We start from the raw sequence: 21,177 nt of genomic DNA, 5'->3' as shown, positions 1-21,177 counted from the left end.
TCTGGCGGGTCCTGGGCGAACGGGCGGGCCCGGGGACACGTCGGCGTGTGTCCCCGGGCCGACCCGTCGGCCGATCGGTCGGTCAGCGGTGCTGCGGGGTGTCGCCGCCGAAGGTCAGCAGGCCCTTGCGGCGCATGTGGAGCACGAGTGCACCACCGGCGGACAGGAACGCGAGGGAGGCCAGGCCGATGGCGCCGACCTGGGCTCCGGTGGAGGCCATGGAACCGCCGCCGCCGGAACCGCCGGATCCGCCGGACGCGCCGCCGCCGCTGTCCGAACCGCCGCCGGTGCCGCCGGTGTCCGTGCCGCCGCTGTCCGAGGCGGAGGCGCTGGGCTCGGGGGACTCGGTGGAGTCGTCGGAGCCGGTGGTGAACGCGAAGTCCACGCTGTGCCCGTCGGTCCTGTCCTCGGCCAGCGTCAGCGTGTGATCACCGTCCTGGATGTCCTTCGGGACCGTGAACGCGTACTTCTCCACGGTGCCGTCGGAGTCCGCCTTGGCGTCGTCGAACGTCGCGTCGCTGTCGGCGAGGGTGACCTTGACCGCGGCGCTCGCGGTGTAGCCACGGGCGGTGATCTTCACCTTCTGACCGGCTTCGAGGTTCGGGTCGGTGTCGAGGGTGTTGCCGTCCTCGTCGGTGACGGTGAGGTCGGGGTTGTCGGAGGGGGAGGGGCTGGAGGGCGCCTCGTCGGTGCTGACGAAGTCGAAGGCCGCGTAGACGCCCGACTTCTCGGAGAAGTTCAGGGTGTGGTCGCCGTTGGTGAGGGCGTTGGGCACGGTGAACGCGTAGTCCGCGACGGCGCCGTCGGCGTTCGCTGTCGCGTCCACGAAGGTCGCCGTGGAGTTGGTGAGGGTCACCTGCGCGGCGGCCGCCGGGGTGAAGCCCTTGACGGTGACCTTGACCTTCTGGCCGACGTACAGGGTCGGCTTGTCGGCGAGGGCGTTGCCGTCGGCGTCCTTGGCGGAGACGACGTAGCCGATGTTCGCGGTCCCGCCGGCCTCGGCGCTGGAGTAGGAGTCGGCATCGGTGGGGGTGAACGCGGCCGTGAAGGGCAGCGGGCCGCCGATCGCCGGTGCCTTGACCGTGAGTTCGGCCTTGCCGTCGGTGACCTGTGCCGTGCCGAGCGACGTGCCGCCGTTCTTGAACTCCACGGCGCCGGCCGCCGAGGAGGGCGACACCGTGGCGGTGAGCTTGAGGTCGCCGCCCACGACGACTCCGGAGGCCGCGCTCACCGCGAGGGTCGTGGCCTGCTGTTCGAGCAGGGACCAGGTGTCGCCGGTGATCCGGACCTTGGCGAGGAAGACCGGGACGTCGGTGCCGCCGCCGCAGCCCAGGCCCAGGGTGTAGGTGCCGTCGAGGGATCCGTCGGGGATCCAGGTGCGCAGCCGGGTCTCCAGGCTCTTCGCGGCGGCCAGGGTCGTGATGTCCATGGTGAAGGGACCCGAGCCGGCCACGATCTTGGTGGCGCCCTGGCCGAGGGTGGCCTGCGTGGTGTCGCTCGTGGGGTTGAACACCTTGAGGATGGCCGCCTTGCCGGCGGTGTCGTCGGGGCAGCCGGCGGTCGTCGTCACCGACGTGATCATGGGGTAGGTCGAGATGCTGCCCGTGGTGGGCGTGATCGTGAACTTGCCGAGCTGGGTGGCGGCGTGGGCCCGGCCCGAGAAGGCGAGGACCCCGGCCAGGGCGGCGCACAGCAGGGCGATGCCGGTCAGCAGCGCCACCGGTGATCTGAGTGGTGCGAGACGGTGATTCATGTGGTGGTCCCCCCGCGGGGTCTGGGTCGTGGACGAATACGCCGACAGGGCCGGACACCCGTGGGGTGCCCGGCCGTTGCGCGGCTACCGGGTGGCGATCAGCTCTCGCCCTTGAGGGTGGTGCTGCCGCAGTCGCTGCCGAGGGTGCCGAAGCCGTAGTCGGTGATGGTGGTGGTGTTCGCGCAGACCTTGGAGCCGGTGCCCACGAAGGTGTCGGCGATCACCGCGTCCGACAGCTTGGCGGTCGGGACGACGTTGTAGACGTTCCTCAGGTAGGGGAAGGAGAGGTTCAGCGACAGGTCGTCCTCGTTGCGCGGAGCGACCGTGTTCACCGAGCCGAGCACGGCGTCACCGCGGCGGTCGTCCACCACGGAGGTCTCCTGGGCGGTGTACTGGGCCACGGAGTACGGGAAGATGTCGCCCGCGCTGTCGACGACCGAGCCGTCGTTCTCCTGGATGGTGGAGTTCGAGGTGACGCAGGAGCCGGGGGTCGTCACGCCGATGGAGCTGAGGAAGAAGGCGCGGGTGCCCGAGGCCGACTGCGGCAGGATCGGGGTGAGGGTGACACCGTTGAGCGAGGTCAGGGTGCACTCGTAGATGGCCTTGAGCTGGGCCGTGGTCAGGTCGCTCGGCAGAGCGCTGCCGTCCTGCTTCACCCAGGACACCGCGTCCTTGGCGTACGGGATGAAGGTCAGGTCCGTGGTGGTGGTGTTGTTCGGGCCGCGCGAGGAACGGGCGAAGTCCACACAGCCGGTGCTGCCGTCCAGAGCGGTGTTCAGCGCGGTGATGCCGGCGCCGGAGCCGTCGGGGCGGGTGATCGTGCAGCTGCCGGTGGCCTTGGTCGTGATCGGGCTGGTGCCCGTGGCGTTCCACGAGGCGATGACCTTGCCGTTGCTGTTCGTGATCGCGTTGCCCAGAGCGTTCATCACGTCCTGGGTCGTGTCGGAGCCGACACCGGCCAGCTGACGGTAGTCGGTGGCCGAGCTCGGGTCGGCGTAGGCGGCGGGGGCGGCCAGGGCACCCAGGCCCAGGGCGACCGTACCGACCGCGGCACCGATACGCACGCGGGACTTGACGTTCACTTGATTTCTCCTCCGTTGAAACGGATCAAGCAATGGACGTGCAAGCAAATCCGGATTCTTTCTTTCGCCACCGACCCGTCGGCCGGCCACGCAGAACAATTCCGCAGACTCGAACCAGCGGCCACAAAATCCAACCGGTCTTCAGGTTACGAGTCCGTTTCCTAGGTGAATCCAAGGGAGTTCACCGAGTGGTTCGCAGATTCCCCGGGGCTGAATTCACCCCGGAATTGGGAATCCGCCGTTCATGGGGTGGCGATCACTTCTCTCCGGTGAGGTTCGTCCGGCGCACCGACAGCCGCAGCATCACCGGCCCCGCGAGGGCCGCCACGCCGCCGGCGACGAGGACTCCGAGCAGCACCCAGCGGATGAACCCGAGGACCTCCGCGGGGGTGGCGCCGCCGGACTGCGCCACGTTCTGCTTGGCCGGGTCGGTCCCGCTCGGGGCGGCGGAGGGCCGGGGGGTGTCCGACGCGCCGGTGCCACCGGCCGCGGCGCCCGACGTACCGGCGGAGTCGCCGCCGGTGCCCGTGCCGCCGGCCACGCCGCCCGCCGCACCGCCACTGCCGGTGCCGCTCAGGTCGTCGCCGCCTCCGGAGGTGCCGCCGGTCGTCGAGCCGGCGTCCGCCGTGCCCTTCTCCAGCCGGTCGGCGGCCTGCTTCGCCTGCGTGCGCATGGCGGCGGGCAACGGGGCGTAGCCGTACGGCAGTTCACCCTTCGCGGTGCCCTGGGTCTGCCCCGCGCCGGCCGCGTAGCGCATCACCTTGGCGTAGTCCTGGCGGGCGTCCTTGGCCTGGTCGAGCGAGGCGGCCGCGTAGACCACGGCGGTCAGCGGGTAGGCGCCGTCCTTCATTTTTCCGGGGGCGGGCGCCTTGACCCCGGCCACGTCCGAGTCGGGCATCTCGGCGACGGCCTTGAGCAGGGACTCGTCGGTCGGCGTGACGTAGTCGCCGTCGGCGTTCGCCAGGGCGGCGGCGCCCAGTTGGTAACGCACCGCGGAGGCGTTGTCCACGACTCCGAACTGGCGCTGCCTGGTCGGGATCGGACGGCCCAGCGGCGTCAATTTCGCTATGTTGTCGACGACGACGCAGTCATACGCGGTGCCGATGTCCCCACGGCGTACCTTCAGCGCCCCATCGTGCATGTCGTTGACATAGGGGACCACGTCCAGCCCGGTGTACGTGGTGGTGACGGTGCTGCCGCCCCCGCAGTCCGGTGTTCTGGGTGCGATGTCCGCCTTGGGGAAGAAGTCCAGGGAATCCGAGACCACCCCGTCCTCGTACGAGGGGTTGACCTTCATTCCCCAGGGATCGGCTTTCCCTTCGATGAACTCTCTCGCGTCGGTGTTCGCCAGAATGTATTTCCACACCACGTTGGCGGAGTCCGTGTTGGCCAGCGTCACGGCCAGGCCCAAGGGGGCGTTGCCGGCCGCCTGACCCGCGAGATCGGGATTGAGCCGGAGGAATTCAGGGTCCTTGACGAGGGAATCCGGATTGCCGGAGAGGTACTCGGGCACCTGGTTGGCCGGCTTGACCACGCTGAAGGGGTAGGACTGCGTGAGCACCTTGGCCAGCAGTCTCTGGTTGAGCTTGAGCTTCGTCAGCGGCCGGGTGCCGTCCGTCGCGTCGTACATCCAGACGAAACCGATCGTCAGCCCGGTCACCGCGACAGGCGCGTGCACCACCTGGGCCGCCCCGGCGACCGGTTCGACGGGGTCCACCGTCATGGCGAGCCCCGCCAGCGCGTCACCCGATTTCACGGCGTCCCGGGCCTGCTGCTCACCGGACTGGGTGAAGTTGAACCGGTAGGTTCCGGTCCTGCACAGCGCGGTCTGCCACGACGTGATGGCGTCGGTGGCCAGTTCGGAACCCATGATCCCGCGCTCGGGCTTGTCCGCGTCGCAGTTGTCCGTGACCGGCGCGAAGCCGAGCCGGAACACGAGGCGCTGGTCCCAGTTCGACTGGCTGATCGAGGAGGTGACCTGGGCGCCCCCGGTGTGTGTCTGCCCGTTGGGGTCGTGGGTACCGCGGGGCACGACCACCAGCCAGCACGGCTGGATCGCGCCGGCCGACGTGGTGCGGGCGCCGCAGCCCAGGGCCGGTTGTTCCACGGCCGACTTCAGCTCGAAAGAGATGTCGCCGCCGCCGTCCCCGTCGTTCGGCATGAACGGGTCGGCGTTGGTGTCCCCTTCGGTGAAGTACGTGGTGTCGGTGGGGCCCGTGGTGGGGTCCCCCTGCCCCTCGACCGGCCGGAACGGCACATAGTGGGTGCCGTTCTTGTCGACCGGGGTCGAGGCATCGGCTTCCAGCGGGTCATGGCCCGAGGTGTCACCCCGGTACACGGCCCGGCCGTCCCCGTTCTGCCCGCCTGCCGCCAGCCCGAACTCGCACTGCGTACGGTCCGGCCCGGAGTCCGCGTCCCCCCAGCACTGCATGATCGACAGGAAGTTCGTCTCGGCGTTGCCGGACGGCACCCCGCCCGTCCACGTCACCCGCACGCCCTGCCCGGTCAGGTCCTTCGTCTGGTGCACGGTGACCTTGAGGTTCGAGAAGTCGTCGCCGTACGTCCCCTTCGCCCCGCTCTTGGTGACCGCCGAGCTCTCGGCGGTGGCCGCCTGTGCCTGGTCCACGCCCCGGGGCAGCGGGAGCACCGCCAGCACCAGCGCGGACAGCAGGCACCCCAGCCCCGCGGTCACCCGTCGGCGCCGGCCGGGTGACATCCGTACCGTCGTCGACCGTCTCATCACAGCTCTCCCTTACGGCGCGAACGGGCCGCGAGCAGCCGCGCGGTGAGCGGTGGCCCGACGACCACCGCGACGAGCAGGACGGCGGACAGCGCCATCAGGGCGCCGCGCATCCCGAGGCTGTTGTCGGAGGCGAGGGCGACGGGGTTGGCGGCGACGTTCGTGTCGCCGGTGCTCGCCCCGTCGCCGCTGACCACCTCGCCGGTGTCGGGGTCGACGGTGCCCCCCGAGGTACCCCCGGCGGCGGCACCGGCGCTCGCGTCGGGCTTGCCGTCGCCGTCGGTGTCCGTTCCGCCGGTGCCGGTGCCGCCCGTGGCGGAGGAACCGCCGGAGGACGAACCGCCGGTCGACGAGCCGGAGCCGCCGGAGGAGTCACCGCCCGTCGCGCCCGGCTTCACCGGGGTGTCGGTGCCCGCCGCGCCGGCCGTGCCGGTGGTGCACTGCGTCGTCCCCTTCTTGTCGCAGGACTTGGGGTACGGCGCGTTCTTGATCAGGGTGTTGACCCCGCCGGAGAAGGTGGGGTTGCGGCAGGTGCTGATGTTGATGCTGCCGGTGGGCGCGCCCGGCACCTTGCGGAGCTGGTCGAAGCCGGCCTGGACGAGGTTCTTCGGCAGCGGCGAGTAGCCGAGGTCGTCGGCCTGCTGCTGGCCGTCGCAGAGGAAGTAACGGCCGAACGTGCCGAGCGAGTTGCCCTTGGCGGCGGTGAAGCCGGACTCCGCCTTGGTCGGCAGGATCATGTAGCTGTAGCTGGAAAGGGGGTAGGTGCGGGCGTCGGGGTTGGCGTAGACGCCGTCGAGGATCTGGGTGAGGTAGTTGACCGACGACTTGTTCTCGTTGATCTCGGCCTTGGTCAGCGCCACCGCGACGCTCGCGGCGGTCGGCTCGACGTAGTAGTTGTCCTTGTTGAGCACCTTGGCCACTGGGAAGCCGGTGTTCTTGGCGTAGGAGTACTCGACGTAGGTGATGGCGCCCTCGCCGGAGGGCTGGCGGACATGGCCGGAGACGCCGAGCGAGCCGGACTTGGCGATCATCGTGGAGCCGCTGAGCAGCGGGTAGTTGGAGGTCATGCCGCAGTTGCCGCTGCCGCGGCCGGTGCGGGAGCAGTAGTCGGCCCACAGGGAGCCGTACTGCTTCGACATCCACATGGTGAACTGGGCGCTGGTGCCGGAGCCGTCGGAGCGGACGACCGGGACGATCGCGCGGGCCGGCATGGTCAGGCCCGGGTTGTCGGCGGCGATCGCGGGGTCGTTCCAGCGGGTGATCCTCCCGGTGAAGATCTTGGTGACGACGTCGCCGGAGAGCCGGAGGTTGGTCACCATCCTGCCGTTGATCTTGAGGTTGTACATGAACGCGGTACCGCCGGCCACGATCGGCATGTAGGCGTAGCCGCGGCTCGGCGGGGTGTCCGTGACGCCCTGTTCCTTGAGGCCGTAGGGGATCTCGGAGACCGCGAAGTCGACGGTGCCGTTCTTGAACTGCTCACGGCCCTGGGAGGAGCCGTTGGCAGTGAAGTTGACCGTCATGCCGTAGTTGGCCTTGACGTTGCGGACCCACTGCTGGACGGCGTTGGAGCTCCAGGTGGAGCCGGAGCCGGTGATCTTGGCGTAGGAGGCCGCGGCGGCGGGCGGTGTCTGGACGGCGAACAGGGCGCCCAGCAGGGACATCAGTGACAGCGCGGTGGCCGCCAGACGGAAACGAGTGGCGGGTTTCACGACGAACTCCCGGGATCGGATGCGGTGGGGGCGGTGACGAGGTCGGCCGTCGGGCGGCGCTCGGCGAATCGACGCGCGTCACGCCGGGACGCGAGGACGCGCCGGTGTTCCTGGCGGCGGGTGAGATGGCCGGGGCCGCGGCCGCCGAGGATGCGGGCGGCGACGAACAGCAGCAGCACCAGCGCCATGAGCAGGGCCGCCGTACCGAAGCCGCGCGAGATCATGTTCGGCTCGGGCGACTTGACGAACTCGAAGGTGACCAGCGGCAGGGAGACCATCGGGTCGTGGAACGGGTTGAGGTTGAGCTCGTTGGTGAAGCCCGCGGTCAAGAGGACCGGGGAGGTCTCGCCGATGCCGCGCGCGGTGCCGAGGATCACGGCGGTCGTCAGACCCGAGCGGCAGGTCGGCAGCACCACGTGCCAGACCGTGCGCCAGCGGCTCGTGCCCATCGCGTAGGCGGCCTCGCGCAGGGTGCCGGGGACCAGCCGGATGACGACGTCGGCGGCCCTGATGATGATCGGCAGCATCATCACCGAGAGGGCGAGACCGGCGGCGAGTCCGGACTGGTCCAGGCCCAGGCCGAGGATCACGGTGGCGTAGATGAACAGACCGGCGACGACCGACGGCAACGCTGTCATCGCCTCGACGATGGTCCGCACGAACCGGGCGTAGGCGCCGGGGACTTCGTTCAGGAACACCGCGCAGACCAGCCCGGCCGGCACGGTGATCAGCAGCGCGATGGTGATCATGATCAGGGTGCCGGCCGCCGCGTGCAGGGCGCCGCCCACGCTGAGCGGCTCCAGCGGGCCGGCCAGCTCCATGCTCTGGGTGAAGAAGTTCAGGTGTACCAGCGCCTTGCGGCCCTGGACGAGGGCGTAGCACACGACGAAGACGAGGATCACGACGAGCAGCAGCCCCATGGACCGCACCAGGGCCGCCGCGATCCGGTCGACGATCGCGGGCCCGTCCTCGTCGAAGGAGACCAGCAGCGCGTAGACCAGCAGGAAGAGGACGTAGGCGATGACGACGAAGCCGACGGCGCCGTTGAACGGCAGCAGCCAGTGGAAGAGCAGCCAGGTCATCGAGAGCGCGGCGGTGGCGGCACCGACCATGGCGTACACGTCGGTGGCGTGCAGCTGCGTCAGGGCGCGGCGGCGCTCACCGGCCGGATCGGCGCCGCGGGCCGGGCCCGGCAGGGTGGTGCTCGGGCGTCCGGTCGCCTGACGCGCGCCGGGCGCTTCAGGGGCAACGGTCATGGTCGCTCATTCCTGTATGGCGTAAGGGACTGCGGGCGCCGTGGGGGGGTTGGCGATACCGGGGAGGAAGGGCTCGTCAGGCGTCGCTCGCCGCACCCGAGCGGGAGCGGGCGACGATGGAGGAGGCCGCGAAGTTGACGATCAGCGTCATGACGAACAGCGAGAAGCCGGCCGCCATCAGGGCGGACATGCTGAACTCGCTCGCCTCGCCGTACCGCAGGGCGATCAGCGAGGAGACCGAGCTGGTACCGGACTGCAGGATGTGCCACTGGACCTGGAAGGTCACCGAGATGATCATGAAGATGGCGATCGTCTCGCCGAGGGCACGGCCGAGGCCGAGCATCGTGCCGCCGATCATCCCGCCGCGCCCGAAGGGCAGGACGACGCTGCGGATCATGCCCCAGCGGGTGGCGCCGAGCGCGTAGGCGCCCTCGCGCTCACCGGCGGGGGCCTGCGAGAAGACCTCGCGCATGATCGAGCAGATGATGGGCGCGATCATCATGCCGACGACGAGTCCGGCGATGAACGTCGAGGAGGTGTAGATGCTCTCGGGCGCGAGCGGGTCGTCGGGGTCGGCGCCCTGCACGTCGAAGACCGGGATCCAGCCGAAGTACGTGGAGATCCAGCGGGCCGTGGGCAGCACCTTGTCCTGGAGGAAGAACACGCCCCACAGGCCGTAGACCACGGAGGGCACGGCGGCCATCAGGTCGACGACGCTGATCAGCGTCCGGCGCAGCCGCGGCGAGGCGTACTCGGAGATGTACAGCGCGGCCCCGGTGGCAAGCGGCACGGCCACCAGCACCGCGACGACCGCGATCAGGATCGTCCCGACGAGCACGGCCGCGATACCGAACCGCCCGCTGCCCGGCTCCCATTCGGCGGTGGTCAGGAAGGACCAGCCGGCCCGGTCCAGCGCGAGCCACGCCCGGTACAGCAGGAAGCCGCCGACGAGCAGCATCACGGCCAGCACGAGCCCGCCGCCCGAGCGCAGCACCGTGCGGAACACCCGGTCGGGCAGCCCGGGATCGGCGTACAGGCGTCGCCGTACGTCGGGGTCGCCCACGTCGGCTTCGGCGTCGATGGAGCCGACGCCCGCGATCACGGGCTGCGGCTGTCTGGTTCTTCTCAGCGAAGGCACGGTCCCGACACTCCGTGTCATCGGTTGACATGCACATCCTGAGGTGTGAACTACGGGTTCCCTAAGGGCAACATCGGCCCCCGCCGCACCGGCACGCCTCGTCCCCGACCAGGGCCTCTCCAGGCCCGGTTGACGTGCGGCTCAGCCCTGGCTCACTCGCCCCATAACTCGGGCCCGGCATATACCAGTTCGGCGATCATCGCGCGGAACCGGTCGTAGGACGCACGACAGGTGGCATGCCTCTCGTACGTCCGCGCCGAGCCGGCCAGATGACGGCCGGACTCGTCCCAGACCACCCACACCCAGCCGCCCCCGTCGGAGCCGTGCTGCACTCCGCCCCCCGTACGGGAGTGCAACGCGCACATGCGGTGGAACGCGGCGCGACATCGGGTGTGGCTGTCGTGCGCGGTGAGCGAGACCGCCACCGATCTCCCGTTCGGCGCCACCAGGCGCCAGCCGAACCTGCCCTGCCCGTCGATGTCCACCTGGCATCTCATGCCCGTCGTCCCAGCGGCAGGTCTTGCCGCCCTCTCGGACCGCTCCATGTCCCCACCCCCACCGCCCAATAGGTAAGTAAAATCCGCAGGTACGGCACTCTGGGGCGGCACCAGCAATCTACTGAGGCGTAGGTGGCGGCGCCCGGACAAAACTGACTGCCGGGGCCACGCTTCATGTAGAGGTATCCCCTAGGTAACCCGTAGGCAAGACACGGAGAAAGCGCTCCCACCCGGACCGGGACAACGTTGCCCATGGGGGCGCCGAGCACGGCCCGACCGGCTCCCGTCACCCCCTCGCCGGGCCCTTGAGTCCCGCCAGCCAGGGATGCCCGGGGTCCACGCGCGTGAGCCACCCGGCGAGAGCCTCGCGCCGGGCCCCGCTCAGCAGCGGCAGCACCCCGTCGAAGTCGGCCTGGTCCTTGGGCCGCGTCCCCTGCGCCTTGAACAACAGCACCAACTCCGGTGCCAGGTACGGAATGCCGTCCGCCGTGCGTTCGACGACCGCGCCGTACGGCAGCCGCAGGCTCTCGTCCCGCCGGCAGATCCAGGTCCCGCCCTCGTGCGGCTCGCGGAAGACGTCGAAGAGGAACTGACCGTTCGCCGGATCCCGCACCCAGGTCTGGTGCGTGGCCGCGAGCACCTCGTCTCCCGCCGCGGCCCAGACACGCCCTGAGCCCACCGCGTCGAACGCGTACTCACGAAAGCGGTCGCGCACCTCCGCGAACCCCGCCGCGGGCACCGCGATCTCCAGATCACCATGGCGCCGCGACTCCCCGCCACGGAACAGGTCCAGCGCCCACCCCGCCGCGACGCACCAGGGCGTACCGACCCCGCCCAGCCGCTCCGCGACCTGCTCCGGCCGCCAGGCGTCCGTCCAGCGAGCGGTCAGTTCGTGCGCGTCGAGAACCTCGCCGCCGGGTGGCGAAGAATCGGTCATCGGAGCACCGTAGCCCCCGCAGGCACCACGTTTCTGGACTTGCCGGTCCTTTTCTTCGACGCACAGTGGTCCGCACCCGACGGGGAACCACAGGGAACGGAGAGCTGATCATGGCCATGCGACTGGCAGGAAAGACCGCGCTCGTGACGGGTGCGACCAGCAACATCGGGCGGCCGATCGCGGAGGCGTTCGCGGCGGAGGGGGCACAGGTCGTCGTCTCGGGGCGCGGTGCCGGGCGCGGTGCGGAGGTGGTGGACGGGATCCGGGCGCTCGGCGGACGTGCCGACTTCGTACGAGCGGACCTGGACGGCGCCGGGCCGTTTCCGAGCTCTTCGACACGCAGCACCTCGACCCACCCAGGGGCGCGGGGCCGTATCGATGTGCGGCTACCGCCGCGTGGGCGCGACCAGCCGCTCACGGCCCGCGCCCGGCAACGGCCCGCACCCCTACGGCGCACCCCCGACCGGCGCTACCCCACCGCCAGCAGAGTCACCAGCAGTACCGCGCCCGCCACCGCCGGCGCCATCACCTCGTACGCCCAGCGCACCACGATCTCGCCCTGGGCCGACTCCGCCTCGCCCCTGGTCTCCAGCGTGGTCCGCAGGTCGTCCATCACCTTGTCGGTCTCCGCGCGCACCGGCCCGGCCGGCTCGTCCGCGCCCCGCAGGCCGCCGCCGAAGCCACCGAACCCGCCCAGCCCGCCGCCCGTGCCCGCGCCGGACCCCGTCCGACCGCGCCGCGCGTCCGTCTCCGCCCGCGCCTGCCGACGGGCCGCCTTCTTGCGGCTGCGCAGGGACACGGGGATCGCCCACAGCTGGTACTTCGCGCCCGACTTGACGATCACCTCGTTCGAGTAACCGGAGCGCAGCGACGCGATCTCCCCCCACGGCAGCGTGATCACCCGGAACGGGTTGCGCACCCGCAGCCGGTCCTCGCCCGCGAACACCGCCGGGCGGAGCGTGAAGGCGACGACCAGCGGCACGATGAGGATGAGCGCGGCGAGCGCGAGCCAGGGAGTGTGGCCGCGCCCCCGGAACAGGGCGTCGATGCCGAGCCAGCCGACGATGACGAGGAGCAGGACACCACCGATCAGCGCCTGGGGCGAGCGGTAGATACGGTCCTTGACGAGGGGCGTGGTCATGTCGCCGATTCTGCCTCAGGCGTGCACGGGGGCGCCGTGGGGTGTGCGTCCGGTAGGCGAGCGGGTCGTGCGTGGCAGGTCGCGCAGTTCCTCCCCCAGCGCCCCTGAAGCGGCGCGGGGCCGTACCGTCCTCCACAAGAACCGTTCCCTCGGGGTGTACAGCCGCTACGCGCGTAGATATGCTCGGCTGGTGACCATGCCCACCACCGCACCCCACGCACTTGCTGACGTCACCGCGTCCGACAGCACACTGCGCCGCTTCCTCCACGGGCTGCCCGGCGTCGACGCGGTCGGCCTGGAGGCGCGTGCCGCCTCGCTCGGCACCCGTTCGATCAAGACCACCGCGAAGGCGTACGCCATCGACCTCGCCATCTCGATGGTCGACCTGACGACGCTGGAAGGCGCGGACACCCCGGGCAAGGTCCGGGCGCTCGGCGCCAAGGCGGTCCGTCCGGACCCGACGGACCGTACGACTCCCGCCACGGCCGCCGTCTGTGTCTACCCCGACATGGTGGCCGTCGCCAAGGAGGCCGTGGCCGGCTCGTCCGTCAAGGTCGCCTCCGTCGCCACCGCCTTCCCGGCCGGCCGCGCCGCGCTCGACGTGAAGCTGGCCGACGTACGGGACGCGGTCGCCGCCGGTGCCGACGAGATCGACATGGTCATCGACCGCGGCGCGTTCCTCGCGGGGAACTACGGCAAGGTGTACGACGAGATCACCGCCGTGAAGGAGGCCTGCGGCACCGCCGCCCGGCTCAAGGTCATCTTCGAGACCGGCGAGCTGTCGACGTACGACAACATCCGCCGTGCCTCCTGGCTCGGCATGCTCGCCGGTGCCGACTTCATCAAGACCTCCACCGGCAAGGTCGCCGTCAACGCCACCCCCGCCAACACCCTCCTCATGCTGGAGGCCGTCCGCGACTTCCGTGCACAGACCGGTGTCCAGATCGGCGTGAAGCCCGCCGGCGGCATCCGGACCAGCAAGGACGCGATCAAGTTCCTGGTCCTCGTGAACGAGACCGCGGGCGCGGACTGGCTGGACAACCACTGGTTCCGGTTCGGCGCCTCCTCGCTCCTGAACGACCTGCTGATGCAGCGTCAGAAGCTGGCCACCGGCCGCTACTCCGGCCCCGACTACGTGACGGTGGACTGATCACCATGGCCAAGGAAAAGATGACCACCGCATTCGAGTACGCGCCGGCGCCCGAGTCCCGCTCCGTCGTCGACATCGCGCCCTCCTACGGCCTCTTCATCGACGGCGAGTTCACCGACGCCGCCGACGGCAAGGTCTTCAAGACCGTCAGCCCCAGCACCGAGGAGGTCCTCTCCGAGGTCGCCCGGGCCGGTGCCGAGGACGTCGACCGGGCCGTGAAGGCCGCCCGCAAGGCGTTCGAGAAGTGGTCCGCGCTGCCGGGTTCCGAGCGCGCCAAGTACCTCTTCCGTATCGCCCGCATCATCCAGGAGCGCAGCCGCGAGCTGGCCGTCCTGGAGACGCTGGACAACGGCAAGCCGATCAAGGAGACCCGCGACGCGGACCTCCCCCTGGTCGCCGCGCACTTCTTCTACTACGCGGGCTGGGCCGACAAGCTCGACCACGCGGGCTACGGCGCGAACCCGCGGCCGCTCGGCGTCGCCGGCCAGGTCATCCCCTGGAACTTCCCGCTCCTGATGCTGGCCTGGAAGATCGCCCCGGCGCTCGCCACCGGCAACACGGTCGTCCTCAAGCCCGCCGAGACGACCCCCCTGTCCGCCCTCTTCTTCGCGGACATCTGCCGCCAGGCCGGCCTCCCCAAGGGCGTCGTCAACATCCTCCCCGGTTACGGCGACGCGGGCGCCGCGCTCGTCGCGCACCCCGACGTGAACAAGGTCGCCTTCACCGGCTCCACCGCCGTCGGCAAGGAGATCGCCCGGACCGTCGCGGGCACCCGCAAGAAGCTCACCCTCGAACTGGGCGGCAAGGGCGCGAACATCGTCTTCGACGACGCCCCCATCGACCAGGCGGTGGAGGGGATCGTCACCGGGATCTTCTTCAACCAGGGGCAGGTCTGCTGCGCCGGCAGCCGCCTCCTCGTCCAGGAGTCGATCCACGACGAACTGCTGGACTCCCTGAAGCGCCGCCTCTCCACCCTCCGCCTCGGCGACCCGCTCGACAAGAACACGGACATCGGCGCGATCAACTCCGCCGAGCAGCTGGCCCGGATCACCACCCTCGCCGACCAGGGCGAGGCGGAGGGCGCCGAGCGCTGGTCCCCGGCCTGCGAACTCCCCTCCTCCGGCTACTGGTTCGCCCCGACGCTCTTCACGAACGTCACCCAGGCGCACACGATCGCGCGGGACGAGATCTTCGGTCCGGTCCTGTCCGTCCTCACCTTCCGCACCCCGGACGAGGCCGTCGCCAAGGCCAACAACACCCAGTACGGCCTCTCGGCGGGCATCTGGACCGAGAAGGGCTCCCGCATCCTCGCCGTGGCCAACAAGCTGCGCGCGGGTGTCGTCTGGTCCAACACGTTCAACAAGTTCGACCCGACCTCGCCGTTCGGCGGGTACAAGGAGTCGGGCTTCGGCCGCGAGGGCGGTCGCCACGGCCTGGAGGCGTACCTCGATGTCTGACCGCACCAATGAGCGTCTGACTGTCTTCAAGACCTACAAGCTGTACGTCGGCGGGAAGTTCCCGCGTTCCGAGAGCGGCCGGGTGTACGAGGTGACGGACTCCAAGGGCAACTGGCTGGCCAACGCACCGCAGTCCAGCCGCAAGGACGCCCGGGACGCGGTCGTCGCCGCGCGCAAGGCGTTCGGCGGCTGGTCCGGGGCCACGGCCTACAACCGGGGCCAGGTCCTCTACCGCGTCGCGGAGATGCTGGAGGGCCGCCGGGACCAGTTCGTGCGGGAGGTCGCCGACGCGGAGGGCCTCGGCAAGTCCAAGGCGGCCGCGGTCGTGGACGCCACCGTCGACCGCTGGGTCTGGTACGCGGGCTGGACCGACAAGATCGCCCAGGTGGTCGGCGGCGGCAACCCGGTCGCGGGGCCGTTCTTCAACCTCTCCTCCCCCGAGCCGACGGGCGTCGTCGCCGTCCTGGCCCCGCAGGAGTCGTCCTTCCTGGGTCTGGTGAGCGTCCTGGCCCCCGTGATCGCCACGGGCAACACGGCGGTGGTGATCGCGAGTGAGAAGTCCCCGCTCCCGGCCCTCTCCCTCGCCGAGGTCCTCGCCACCTCCGACGTGCCCGGCGGGGTCGTCAACGTCCTCTCCGGCCGTACGGCGGAGATCGCGGCGCCTCTCGCCTCCCACCAGGACGTCAACGCGATCGACCTCGCGGGCGCCGACGAGGCGCTGGCGAAGGAGCTGGAGATCGCGGCGGCCGACAACCTGAAGCGCGTCCTGCGTCCACAGCCTGTGGATTACTCCGAGACTCCGGGGACCGAGCGGCTGACGGCGTTCCTGGAGACGAAGACGGTGTGGCACCCGACGGGGGCGCTGGGAGCGTCCGGCTCTTCGTACTGATTCGCCCCTACGAGGGGGGAACTGCGGGCCGTTCGTGGCTGGTCGCGCAGTTCCTCCCCCAGCCTTCGGCCGGGGGTACCCCCCAGCGCCCCTTGCGGGGCGCTCAGCTCCCGGCGCCTCCGAGGATCTTTCCCACCACCGGAAGCGACCCGATCGACGGCGCCTGTGCCAGCGGCCCGGTCAGCATCTTCGACGTCAGCGGCTTGAAGTCGGCCAGCTGGGTGCCCACCCCGTTGTCCAGCGGGTCGACGCCGGTCCCGGCCAGGGGGTTGGGCTTGAGCCCGGCCACCGGTCCCGTGACGTACGGCAGTACGCCGCCCAGCGCCTGCATGCCCGCCTGCGGGTCGATCTGGCCGAGCGAGGTGGGCCGGGTGCGGACCACGTCCAGTACGGGCTGGGCGTCCGCGGCGGCGGCCGTCGCGGCGCCCGCGCCGAGCGCCACCCCTGCCGTGGCGAGGGCGGCCAGGGCACGCCGAGCGGTCGGGTTGGGGGAGGACGCGTGTCGGGACATCGCTGGTGCCACCTTCCGGTGCGCAGGGTAATGAGGTCGGCACACAGGGTAGTTGAGGTGTGACTCACGCTCCAAAGCCGACCTGCGGGGTCGGCAGGAGGCCCACCATGCGTCAAACTGGTGTTCCGTGAGCATTCATCCCCCGTCCCCCGCCCGTGTCGTGCTGCTGTGCGGCCCTTCGGGCTCGGGCAAGTCACTGGTCGCCGCCCGTTCCGGGCTGCCCGTCCTGCGCCTCGACGACTTCTACAAGGAGGGCGACGACCCGACTCTGCCGTCGGTGGCGGGGAGTTCGGACATCGACTGGGACCACCCGGAGTCCTGGGACGCGGAGGTCGCGGTCGAGGCCATCGGGCGGCTGTGCGCCACGGGCTCGGCGGCCGTACCGGTATATGACATATCACTGAGCGCCCGCACCGGCGAGGAGACGCTGGACATCGGCCGCACCCCGCTCTTCATCGCGGAGGGCATCTTCGCCGCCGAGATCGTGCAGCGCTGCCGCGAGCTCGGGCTGCTGGCCGACGCGCTGTGTCTGAGCCGGGGGCCGGTGAAGACGTTCCGGCGCCGCTTCCTGCGGGACCTCCGGGAGGGCCGCAAGTCGGTGCCGTTCCTGCTGCGCCGCGGCTGGCGGCTGATGCGCGCGGAACGCACGATCGTGGCCCGCCAGGTGGCGCTGGGCGCGCACCCCTGCGACCGGGACGAGGCACTGGGCCGGATGGCGGCGGCCGCGGTGGGCCGGCAGAGCCGGAACCGCACACAGGCACCGGCGTAACCGTCGTAGAGGAGTCGGCAGTCGTAGAAGAGCCGCAAAAAAAGCGGGACTGGATGGACCCCCCGGCCCTCCAGTCCCGCTTCCCCCGTTGCTCCGCCGAACACCCCCGTGTCCCCCGTGGCGGAGCTCCCCCGTGCTTTCCCCCGGGTCCCCCCGGACCCGTCTGTCCCCCGTGTATCCCCCGTGAGTCCCCCCGGACCCTCCCCCAGGTCCCCCGTGTTCCCCCGGTTTCCCCCGTCAGGATCCCCCCGGATCCCCTTACCTTCAGGCGACGAGCTCCCCGAAGGCGTTCTCCTCGTCACGGCCGAAGCTGAGGACCTCGTCCTCGCGCAGCCGGCGGAGCGACCGCCAGATGCTGGACTTCACCGTGCCGACACTGATGTCGAGGATCTCCGCGATCTCCGGGTCCGTGCGGCCCTCGTAGTAGCGCAGGACCAGCATGGTGCGCTGGAGTTCGGGGAGCCGGGCGAGCGCCTGCCACAGGACCGCGCGCAGCTCGGTGCCGCTCATCGCGTCCGTGTCGCCGGGCGTCTCCGGCAGTTCCTCGGTCGGGTACTCGTTGAGCTTGCGGCGCCGCCAGGCGCTGATGTGCAGGTTGGTCATGGTGCGGCGGAGGTAACCGCCGACCGCGGCCTTGTCGCTGATCCGGTCCCACGCCTTGTACGTCGAGAACAGCGCGCTCTGCAGCAGGTCCTCGGCCTCGTAACGGTCGCCGGTCAGGTGGTAGGCGGTCGCGTACAGGGAGGCGCGGCGCTCCTGGACGTAGGCGGTGAACTCCGCCTCGGTCAGCGAGCGACGCTCCCCCGTGCCCTCCCCGTATGCGGATCCCCCGTGTGCTTCCCCCGTGAAGCCGTCAACCACCGTCATGTAACCGGTGTGCTGACGCCCGGTGCCGCGAGCGCACCCCCGCCCGCTCACGGCACCGGACCTCTCGGAACCCCGGTGCACGTCGTGCAGACGCGTGATCACTGCGCTGGTGCTGTGACCGATCAGCGTGTTCATCTCGCGCCCCCCGTCGTGGACTTCCGGTAGTTCGGCTTGCCCAGGCTCCGCGCCGTCCGGCTCTTGGCCGCTTGCTCGCTTGCCTGTGCCGAGAACTCTGCCGGGCCACCTTCACGGCCGTATCCGCCGACTGTCACAGACCTGTCACAGGGGTCCGGCACAGAGAGTCGACAGATGGTGCACAGGTGGTGGCGCTACAGAGGTTCGCGAGCGGCTACCAGCCGCACAGGTCGTACGACGGGGCCCGCATGGGCCAGAATGAGCCCGTGCCTTCCCTGTTGCTGATCGAGGACGACGACGCCATCCGCACGGCCCTGGAGCTCTCTCTGACCCGCCAGGGACACCGGGTGGCCACCGCTGCGACCGGTGAGGACGGTCTGAAGCTGTTGCGTGAGCAGCGGCCCGATCTGATCGTCCTCGATGTCATGCTGCCCGGCATCGACGGGTTCGAGGTGTGCCGGCGCATCCGGCGCACGGACCAGTTGCCGATCATTCTGCTCACCGCGCGCAGCGATGACATCGATGTGGTGGTGGGCCTGGAGTCCGGCGCCGACGACTATGTCGTCAAGCCCGTCCAGGGGCGGGTGCTCGACGCCCGGATCCGGGCAGTGCTGCGGCGCGGGGAGCGGGAGTCCACCGACTCGGCGACGTTCGGCAACGTCGTCATCGACCGCAGCGCGATGACCGTGACGAAGAACGGCGAGGACCTCCAGCTCACCCCGACCGAGCTGCGGCTGCTGCTCGAACTGAGCCGGCGGCCGGGGCAGGCGCTGTCCCGGCAGCAACTGCTGCGGCTGGTCTGGGAGCACGACTACCTCGGTGACTCCCGGCTGGTGGACGCCTGTGTGCAGCGGCTGCGCGCCAAGGTGGAGGACGTGCCCTCGTCGCCGACCCTGATCCGTACCGTGCGTGGTGTCGGCTACCGCCTGGACGCCCCTCAGTGACCGACCGGCAAGAGGGTTTCCGCGGCTGGGCCTCGGATCGCAAGGGAGCCGTGTCCCGGCTGCGTTTCACCAGTCTGCGGCTGCGGCTGGTGGTGGTCTTCGGGCTCGTCGCGCTGACCGCCGCCGTGTCCGCGTCGGGCATCGCGTACTGGCTGAACCGCGAGGCCGTGCTCACCCGTACCCAGGACGCGGTGCTGCGCGACTTCCGGCAGGAGATGCAGAACCGGGCCGGCGCGCTGCCCGTGCACCCGACCCAGGACGAACTGCAGCGCACGGCCGGGCAGATGGCCAACAGCAGCCAGCGCTTCAGCGTGCTGCTGGTCGGTGAGGACGGCAACGGCAAGACGGTGTACGGCAGTTCGGACGGGCTCAGCGCGTTCGCGCTCGACGACGTGCCGACGTCGCTGCGCAAGGCCGTCGACAAGCGGCAGAAGGTGACCGACTCCGACAAGTCGACGTACCACCTGTACTGGCAGCGGGTCGTCGACCACGGGACGCCGTATCTCGTCGCCGGGACGCGGCTGATCGGCGGCGGGCCGACCGGTTACATGATGAAGTCGCTGGAGCCGGAGGCGAAGGACCTCAACTCGCTGGCGTGGTCGCTGGGGATCGCCACCGGGCTGGCGCTGATCGGCTCGGCGCTGCTCGCGCAGGCCGCCGCCACGACCGTGCTGAAGCCGGTGCACCGGCTGGGGGTGGCCGCCCGGCGGCTCGGTGAGGGCAAGCTGGACACCCGGCTGCAGGTCTCCGGGACCGACGAACTCGCCGATCTGTCCCGGACGTTCAACGACGCGGCCGAGGCGCTGGAGAAACGGGTCGACGACATGGCCGCGCGCGACGACGCGTCCCGGCGGTTCGTCGCCGACATGAGCCACGAGCTGCGGACCCCGCTCACCGCGATCACCGCCGTGACGGAGATCCTGGAGGAGGAGCTGGAGGCGGAGTCGGGGTCGATGGACCCGATGATCGAGCCCGCCGTCCGGCTGGTCGTCAGCGAGACGCGCCGCCTCAACGACCTCGTCGAGAACCTCATGGAGGTCACCCGCTTCGACGCCGGTACGGCCCGTCTCGTCCTCGACGACGTGGACCTCGCCGACCAGATCACCGCCTGTATCGACGCCCGCGCCTGGCTGGACGCGGTGGACCTGGACGCCGAGCGCGGCATCCACGCCCGCCTCGACCCGCGCCGACTCGACGTCATCCTCGCCAACCTGATCGGCAACGCGCTCAAGCACGGCGGTTCGCCGGTGCGGGTGTCGGTGCGGATCGAGGGGGAGGATCTGGTGATCGCGGTGCGCGACCACGGGCCCGGTATCCCGGAGGACGTGCTGCCGCACGTCTTCGACCGGTTCTACAAGGCCAGCGCCTCCCGGCCGCGGTCCGAGGGCAGTGGCCTGGGCCTGTCCATCGCGACGGAGAACGCCCGGATCCACGGCGGCTCGATCACCGCCGCCAACTCTCCCGAGGGGGGCGCGGTGTTCACGCTGCGGCTGCCCCGGGACGCCTCGGCGCTGGCCGAGGAGAGCAAGGACGGCGGGAACGCCGGGAACGCCGGGGAGTCCGGGACTGCCGGGGAGAAGGACGCCTGATGCACGTACGAAGACTCCTCGCCGTCGCCGGGCTGGCGCTGGCGCTCTCCGGGTGCGGGATCCGGGCCACCGAGGTGCCGACCGACTTCGGCGGGGCGCCGTCGCGGGTGCCGTGCTCGATGGCCCAGCCGGACCTGTCGGCACAGACCGAACGCGGGGTGCCGGTGCAGGTGTTCCTGCTGTGCGGCTCCTCGCTGGTGACCGTGGACCGGGAGGTGCGGGTCCCGGAGGGCACGGCGGACGCGCAGCGGCGGGTGATCGTCGCGCAGGGACTGCTGGACCAGCTCGCCGAGACGCCGTCGGCCGCCGAGAAGGACGCCGGCTACACGACGTACGTGCGGGGCGGGATGAGCGTCGGCGGGCCGCGGCCCGGGGACCCCGACGACACGCTGCGGCTCAGTACGTCGCCGCCGCAGCTGACGTCGTACGCGCTCGCCCAGATCGTTTGCACGCTCTCCGACTCGGCGGCGGCGGAGGGGGACGGGTCGGTGATCCTGGGCGGGCCGGGGACGGAGCCGTTGCGGCGGTACGAGTGCACGGATTCCGTCCGGAACGCGCCGAGTGGGAACTGGCCGCCGTCCAGCGAGGTCGCTTCTGCGTGAGGGGCGTT

General features: G+C 70.7%; 18 protein-coding genes and 1 pseudogene. 8 read left to right on the top strand and 11 right to left on the bottom strand.

The annotated features are described in order from the left end of the window. Positions 1 to 82: 82 nt before the first annotated feature. The 8 genes from ACFZDK_RS03060 to ACFZDK_RS03025 all read right to left on the bottom strand — a co-directional run bounded on the left by ACFZDK_RS03060 (position 83) and on the right by ACFZDK_RS03025 (position 11,115). Positions 83 to 1,753 carry a hypothetical protein gene (locus tag ACFZDK_RS03060; protein WP_390969156.1) on the bottom strand — a complete coding sequence of 557 codons (1,671 nt, stop codon included), beginning with the start codon at positions 1,751 to 1,753 and terminating at the stop codon, positions 83 to 85. 98 nt (positions 1,754 to 1,851) lie between these two features. Continuing rightward, positions 1,852 to 2,835: a substrate-binding domain-containing protein gene (locus tag ACFZDK_RS03055; RefSeq protein WP_390969154.1), complete on the bottom strand. Its 984-nt coding sequence runs from the start codon at positions 2,833 to 2,835 to the stop codon at positions 1,852 to 1,854. A 256-nt stretch (positions 2,836 to 3,091) separates the two neighbouring features. Further along, positions 3,092 to 5,575 (bottom strand): hypothetical protein, encoded by a 2,484-nt coding sequence (locus ACFZDK_RS03050; protein ID WP_390969152.1) that lies wholly within the window; start codon positions 5,573 to 5,575, stop codon positions 3,092 to 3,094. After that, positions 5,575 to 7,287: a phosphate ABC transporter substrate-binding protein PstS gene (gene pstS / locus ACFZDK_RS03045; protein ID WP_390969150.1), complete on the bottom strand. Its 1,713-nt coding sequence runs from the start codon at positions 7,285 to 7,287 to the stop codon at positions 5,575 to 5,577. The genes ACFZDK_RS03050 and pstS overlap by 1 nt, the downstream gene beginning before the upstream one ends. Then, on the bottom strand, positions 7,284 to 8,543 hold the full coding sequence (gene pstA / locus ACFZDK_RS03040) for a phosphate ABC transporter permease PstA (RefSeq protein WP_390969149.1): 1,260 nt from the start codon (positions 8,541 to 8,543) through the stop codon (positions 7,284 to 7,286). Before pstA ends, pstS begins: the two co-directional genes overlap by 4 nt. A gap of 76 nt (positions 8,544 to 8,619) precedes the next feature. Beyond that, positions 8,620 to 9,681 (bottom strand): phosphate ABC transporter permease subunit PstC, encoded by a 1,062-nt coding sequence (gene pstC, locus ACFZDK_RS03035; protein ID WP_390969147.1) that lies wholly within the window; start codon positions 9,679 to 9,681, stop codon positions 8,620 to 8,622. 152 nt (positions 9,682 to 9,833) lie between these two features. Next, complete coding sequence (locus tag ACFZDK_RS03030) at positions 9,834 to 10,178, bottom strand: hypothetical protein (protein ID WP_390969146.1); 345 nt, start codon at positions 10,176 to 10,178, stop codon at positions 9,834 to 9,836. Positions 10,179 to 10,464: 286 nt separating this feature from the next. After that, complete coding sequence (locus ACFZDK_RS03025) at positions 10,465 to 11,115, bottom strand: nucleotidyltransferase domain-containing protein (RefSeq protein WP_390969144.1); 651 nt, start codon at positions 11,113 to 11,115, stop codon at positions 10,465 to 10,467. Between the two features lie 110 nt (positions 11,116 to 11,225). Between ACFZDK_RS03025 and ACFZDK_RS03020 the strand changes: the two are divergent. Beyond that, positions 11,226 to 11,430, top strand: a pseudogene (locus tag ACFZDK_RS03020) (SDR family NAD(P)-dependent oxidoreductase); the annotation flags it as partial. 154 nt (positions 11,431 to 11,584) lie between these two features. Here the strand turns inward: ACFZDK_RS03020 and ACFZDK_RS03015 are convergent. Next, complete coding sequence (locus ACFZDK_RS03015) at positions 11,585 to 12,256, bottom strand: PH domain-containing protein (RefSeq protein WP_390969142.1); 672 nt, start codon at positions 12,254 to 12,256, stop codon at positions 11,585 to 11,587. 196 nt (positions 12,257 to 12,452) lie between these two features. Between ACFZDK_RS03015 and deoC the strand changes: the two genes are divergently transcribed. The 3 genes from deoC to ACFZDK_RS03000 are packed head-to-tail and all read left to right on the top strand — an operon-like array spanning position 12,453 to position 15,752. Continuing rightward, positions 12,453 to 13,406: a deoxyribose-phosphate aldolase gene (gene deoC, locus ACFZDK_RS03010; protein ID WP_390970079.1), complete on the top strand. Its 954-nt coding sequence runs from the start codon at positions 12,453 to 12,455 to the stop codon at positions 13,404 to 13,406. Between the two features lie 20 nt (positions 13,407 to 13,426). Next, positions 13,427 to 14,863: an aldehyde dehydrogenase family protein gene (locus ACFZDK_RS03005; RefSeq protein WP_390969140.1), complete on the top strand. Its 1,437-nt coding sequence runs from the start codon at positions 13,427 to 13,429 to the stop codon at positions 14,861 to 14,863. Further along, the gene (locus ACFZDK_RS03000) at positions 14,856 to 15,752 is read left to right on the top strand and encodes an aldehyde dehydrogenase family protein (RefSeq protein ID WP_390969138.1); all 897 of its coding nucleotides are present in this window, start codon (positions 14,856 to 14,858) and stop codon (positions 15,750 to 15,752) included. The genes ACFZDK_RS03005 and ACFZDK_RS03000 overlap by 8 nt, the downstream gene beginning before the upstream one ends. A gap of 103 nt (positions 15,753 to 15,855) precedes the next feature. Here ACFZDK_RS03000 and ACFZDK_RS02995 read toward each other — a convergent pair whose 3' ends face one another. Continuing rightward, positions 15,856 to 16,263: a hypothetical protein gene (locus ACFZDK_RS02995; protein ID WP_390969136.1), complete on the bottom strand. Its 408-nt coding sequence runs from the start codon at positions 16,261 to 16,263 to the stop codon at positions 15,856 to 15,858. Positions 16,264 to 16,390: 127 nt separating this feature from the next. Between ACFZDK_RS02995 and ACFZDK_RS02990 the strand changes: the two genes are divergently transcribed. Then, positions 16,391 to 17,032, top strand: coding sequence for a uridine kinase (locus ACFZDK_RS02990; RefSeq protein WP_390969134.1), 642 nt, complete (start codon positions 16,391 to 16,393; stop codon positions 17,030 to 17,032). A 264-nt stretch (positions 17,033 to 17,296) separates the two neighbouring features. On the opposite strand, the gene ACFZDK_RS02985 is transcribed toward ACFZDK_RS02990, so the two are convergent. After that, entirely contained in the window at positions 17,297 to 18,034 is a 738-nt protein-coding gene (locus ACFZDK_RS02985) for a SigE family RNA polymerase sigma factor (protein WP_390969132.1), read from the bottom strand. A 266-nt stretch (positions 18,035 to 18,300) separates the two neighbouring features. Between ACFZDK_RS02985 and afsQ1 the strand changes: the two genes are divergently transcribed. From afsQ1 to ACFZDK_RS02970, 3 genes are read left to right on the top strand one after another with little or no spacing between them, the layout of a single operon-like run. Further along, positions 18,301 to 18,978 (top strand): two-component system response regulator AfsQ1, encoded by a 678-nt coding sequence (afsQ1, locus tag ACFZDK_RS02980; RefSeq protein WP_177232965.1) that lies wholly within the window; start codon positions 18,301 to 18,303, stop codon positions 18,976 to 18,978. After that, positions 18,975 to 20,567 carry an ATP-binding protein gene (locus ACFZDK_RS02975; protein WP_390969130.1) on the top strand — a complete coding sequence of 531 codons (1,593 nt, stop codon included), beginning with the start codon at positions 18,975 to 18,977 and terminating at the stop codon, positions 20,565 to 20,567. Before afsQ1 ends, ACFZDK_RS02975 begins: the two co-directional genes overlap by 4 nt. Further along, complete coding sequence (locus tag ACFZDK_RS02970; protein ID WP_390969128.1) at positions 20,567 to 21,169, top strand: hypothetical protein; 603 nt, start codon at positions 20,567 to 20,569, stop codon at positions 21,167 to 21,169. Before ACFZDK_RS02975 ends, ACFZDK_RS02970 begins: the two co-directional genes overlap by 1 nt. Positions 21,170 to 21,177 lie beyond the last annotated feature (8 nt).

Origin of the sequence: Streptomyces sp. NPDC007901, from assembly GCF_042959465.1 — a bacterium.
Classification (GTDB): domain Bacteria; phylum Actinomycetota; class Actinomycetes; order Streptomycetales; family Streptomycetaceae; genus Streptomyces.
This window is presented reverse-complemented; position numbering and strand designations above follow the sequence as displayed.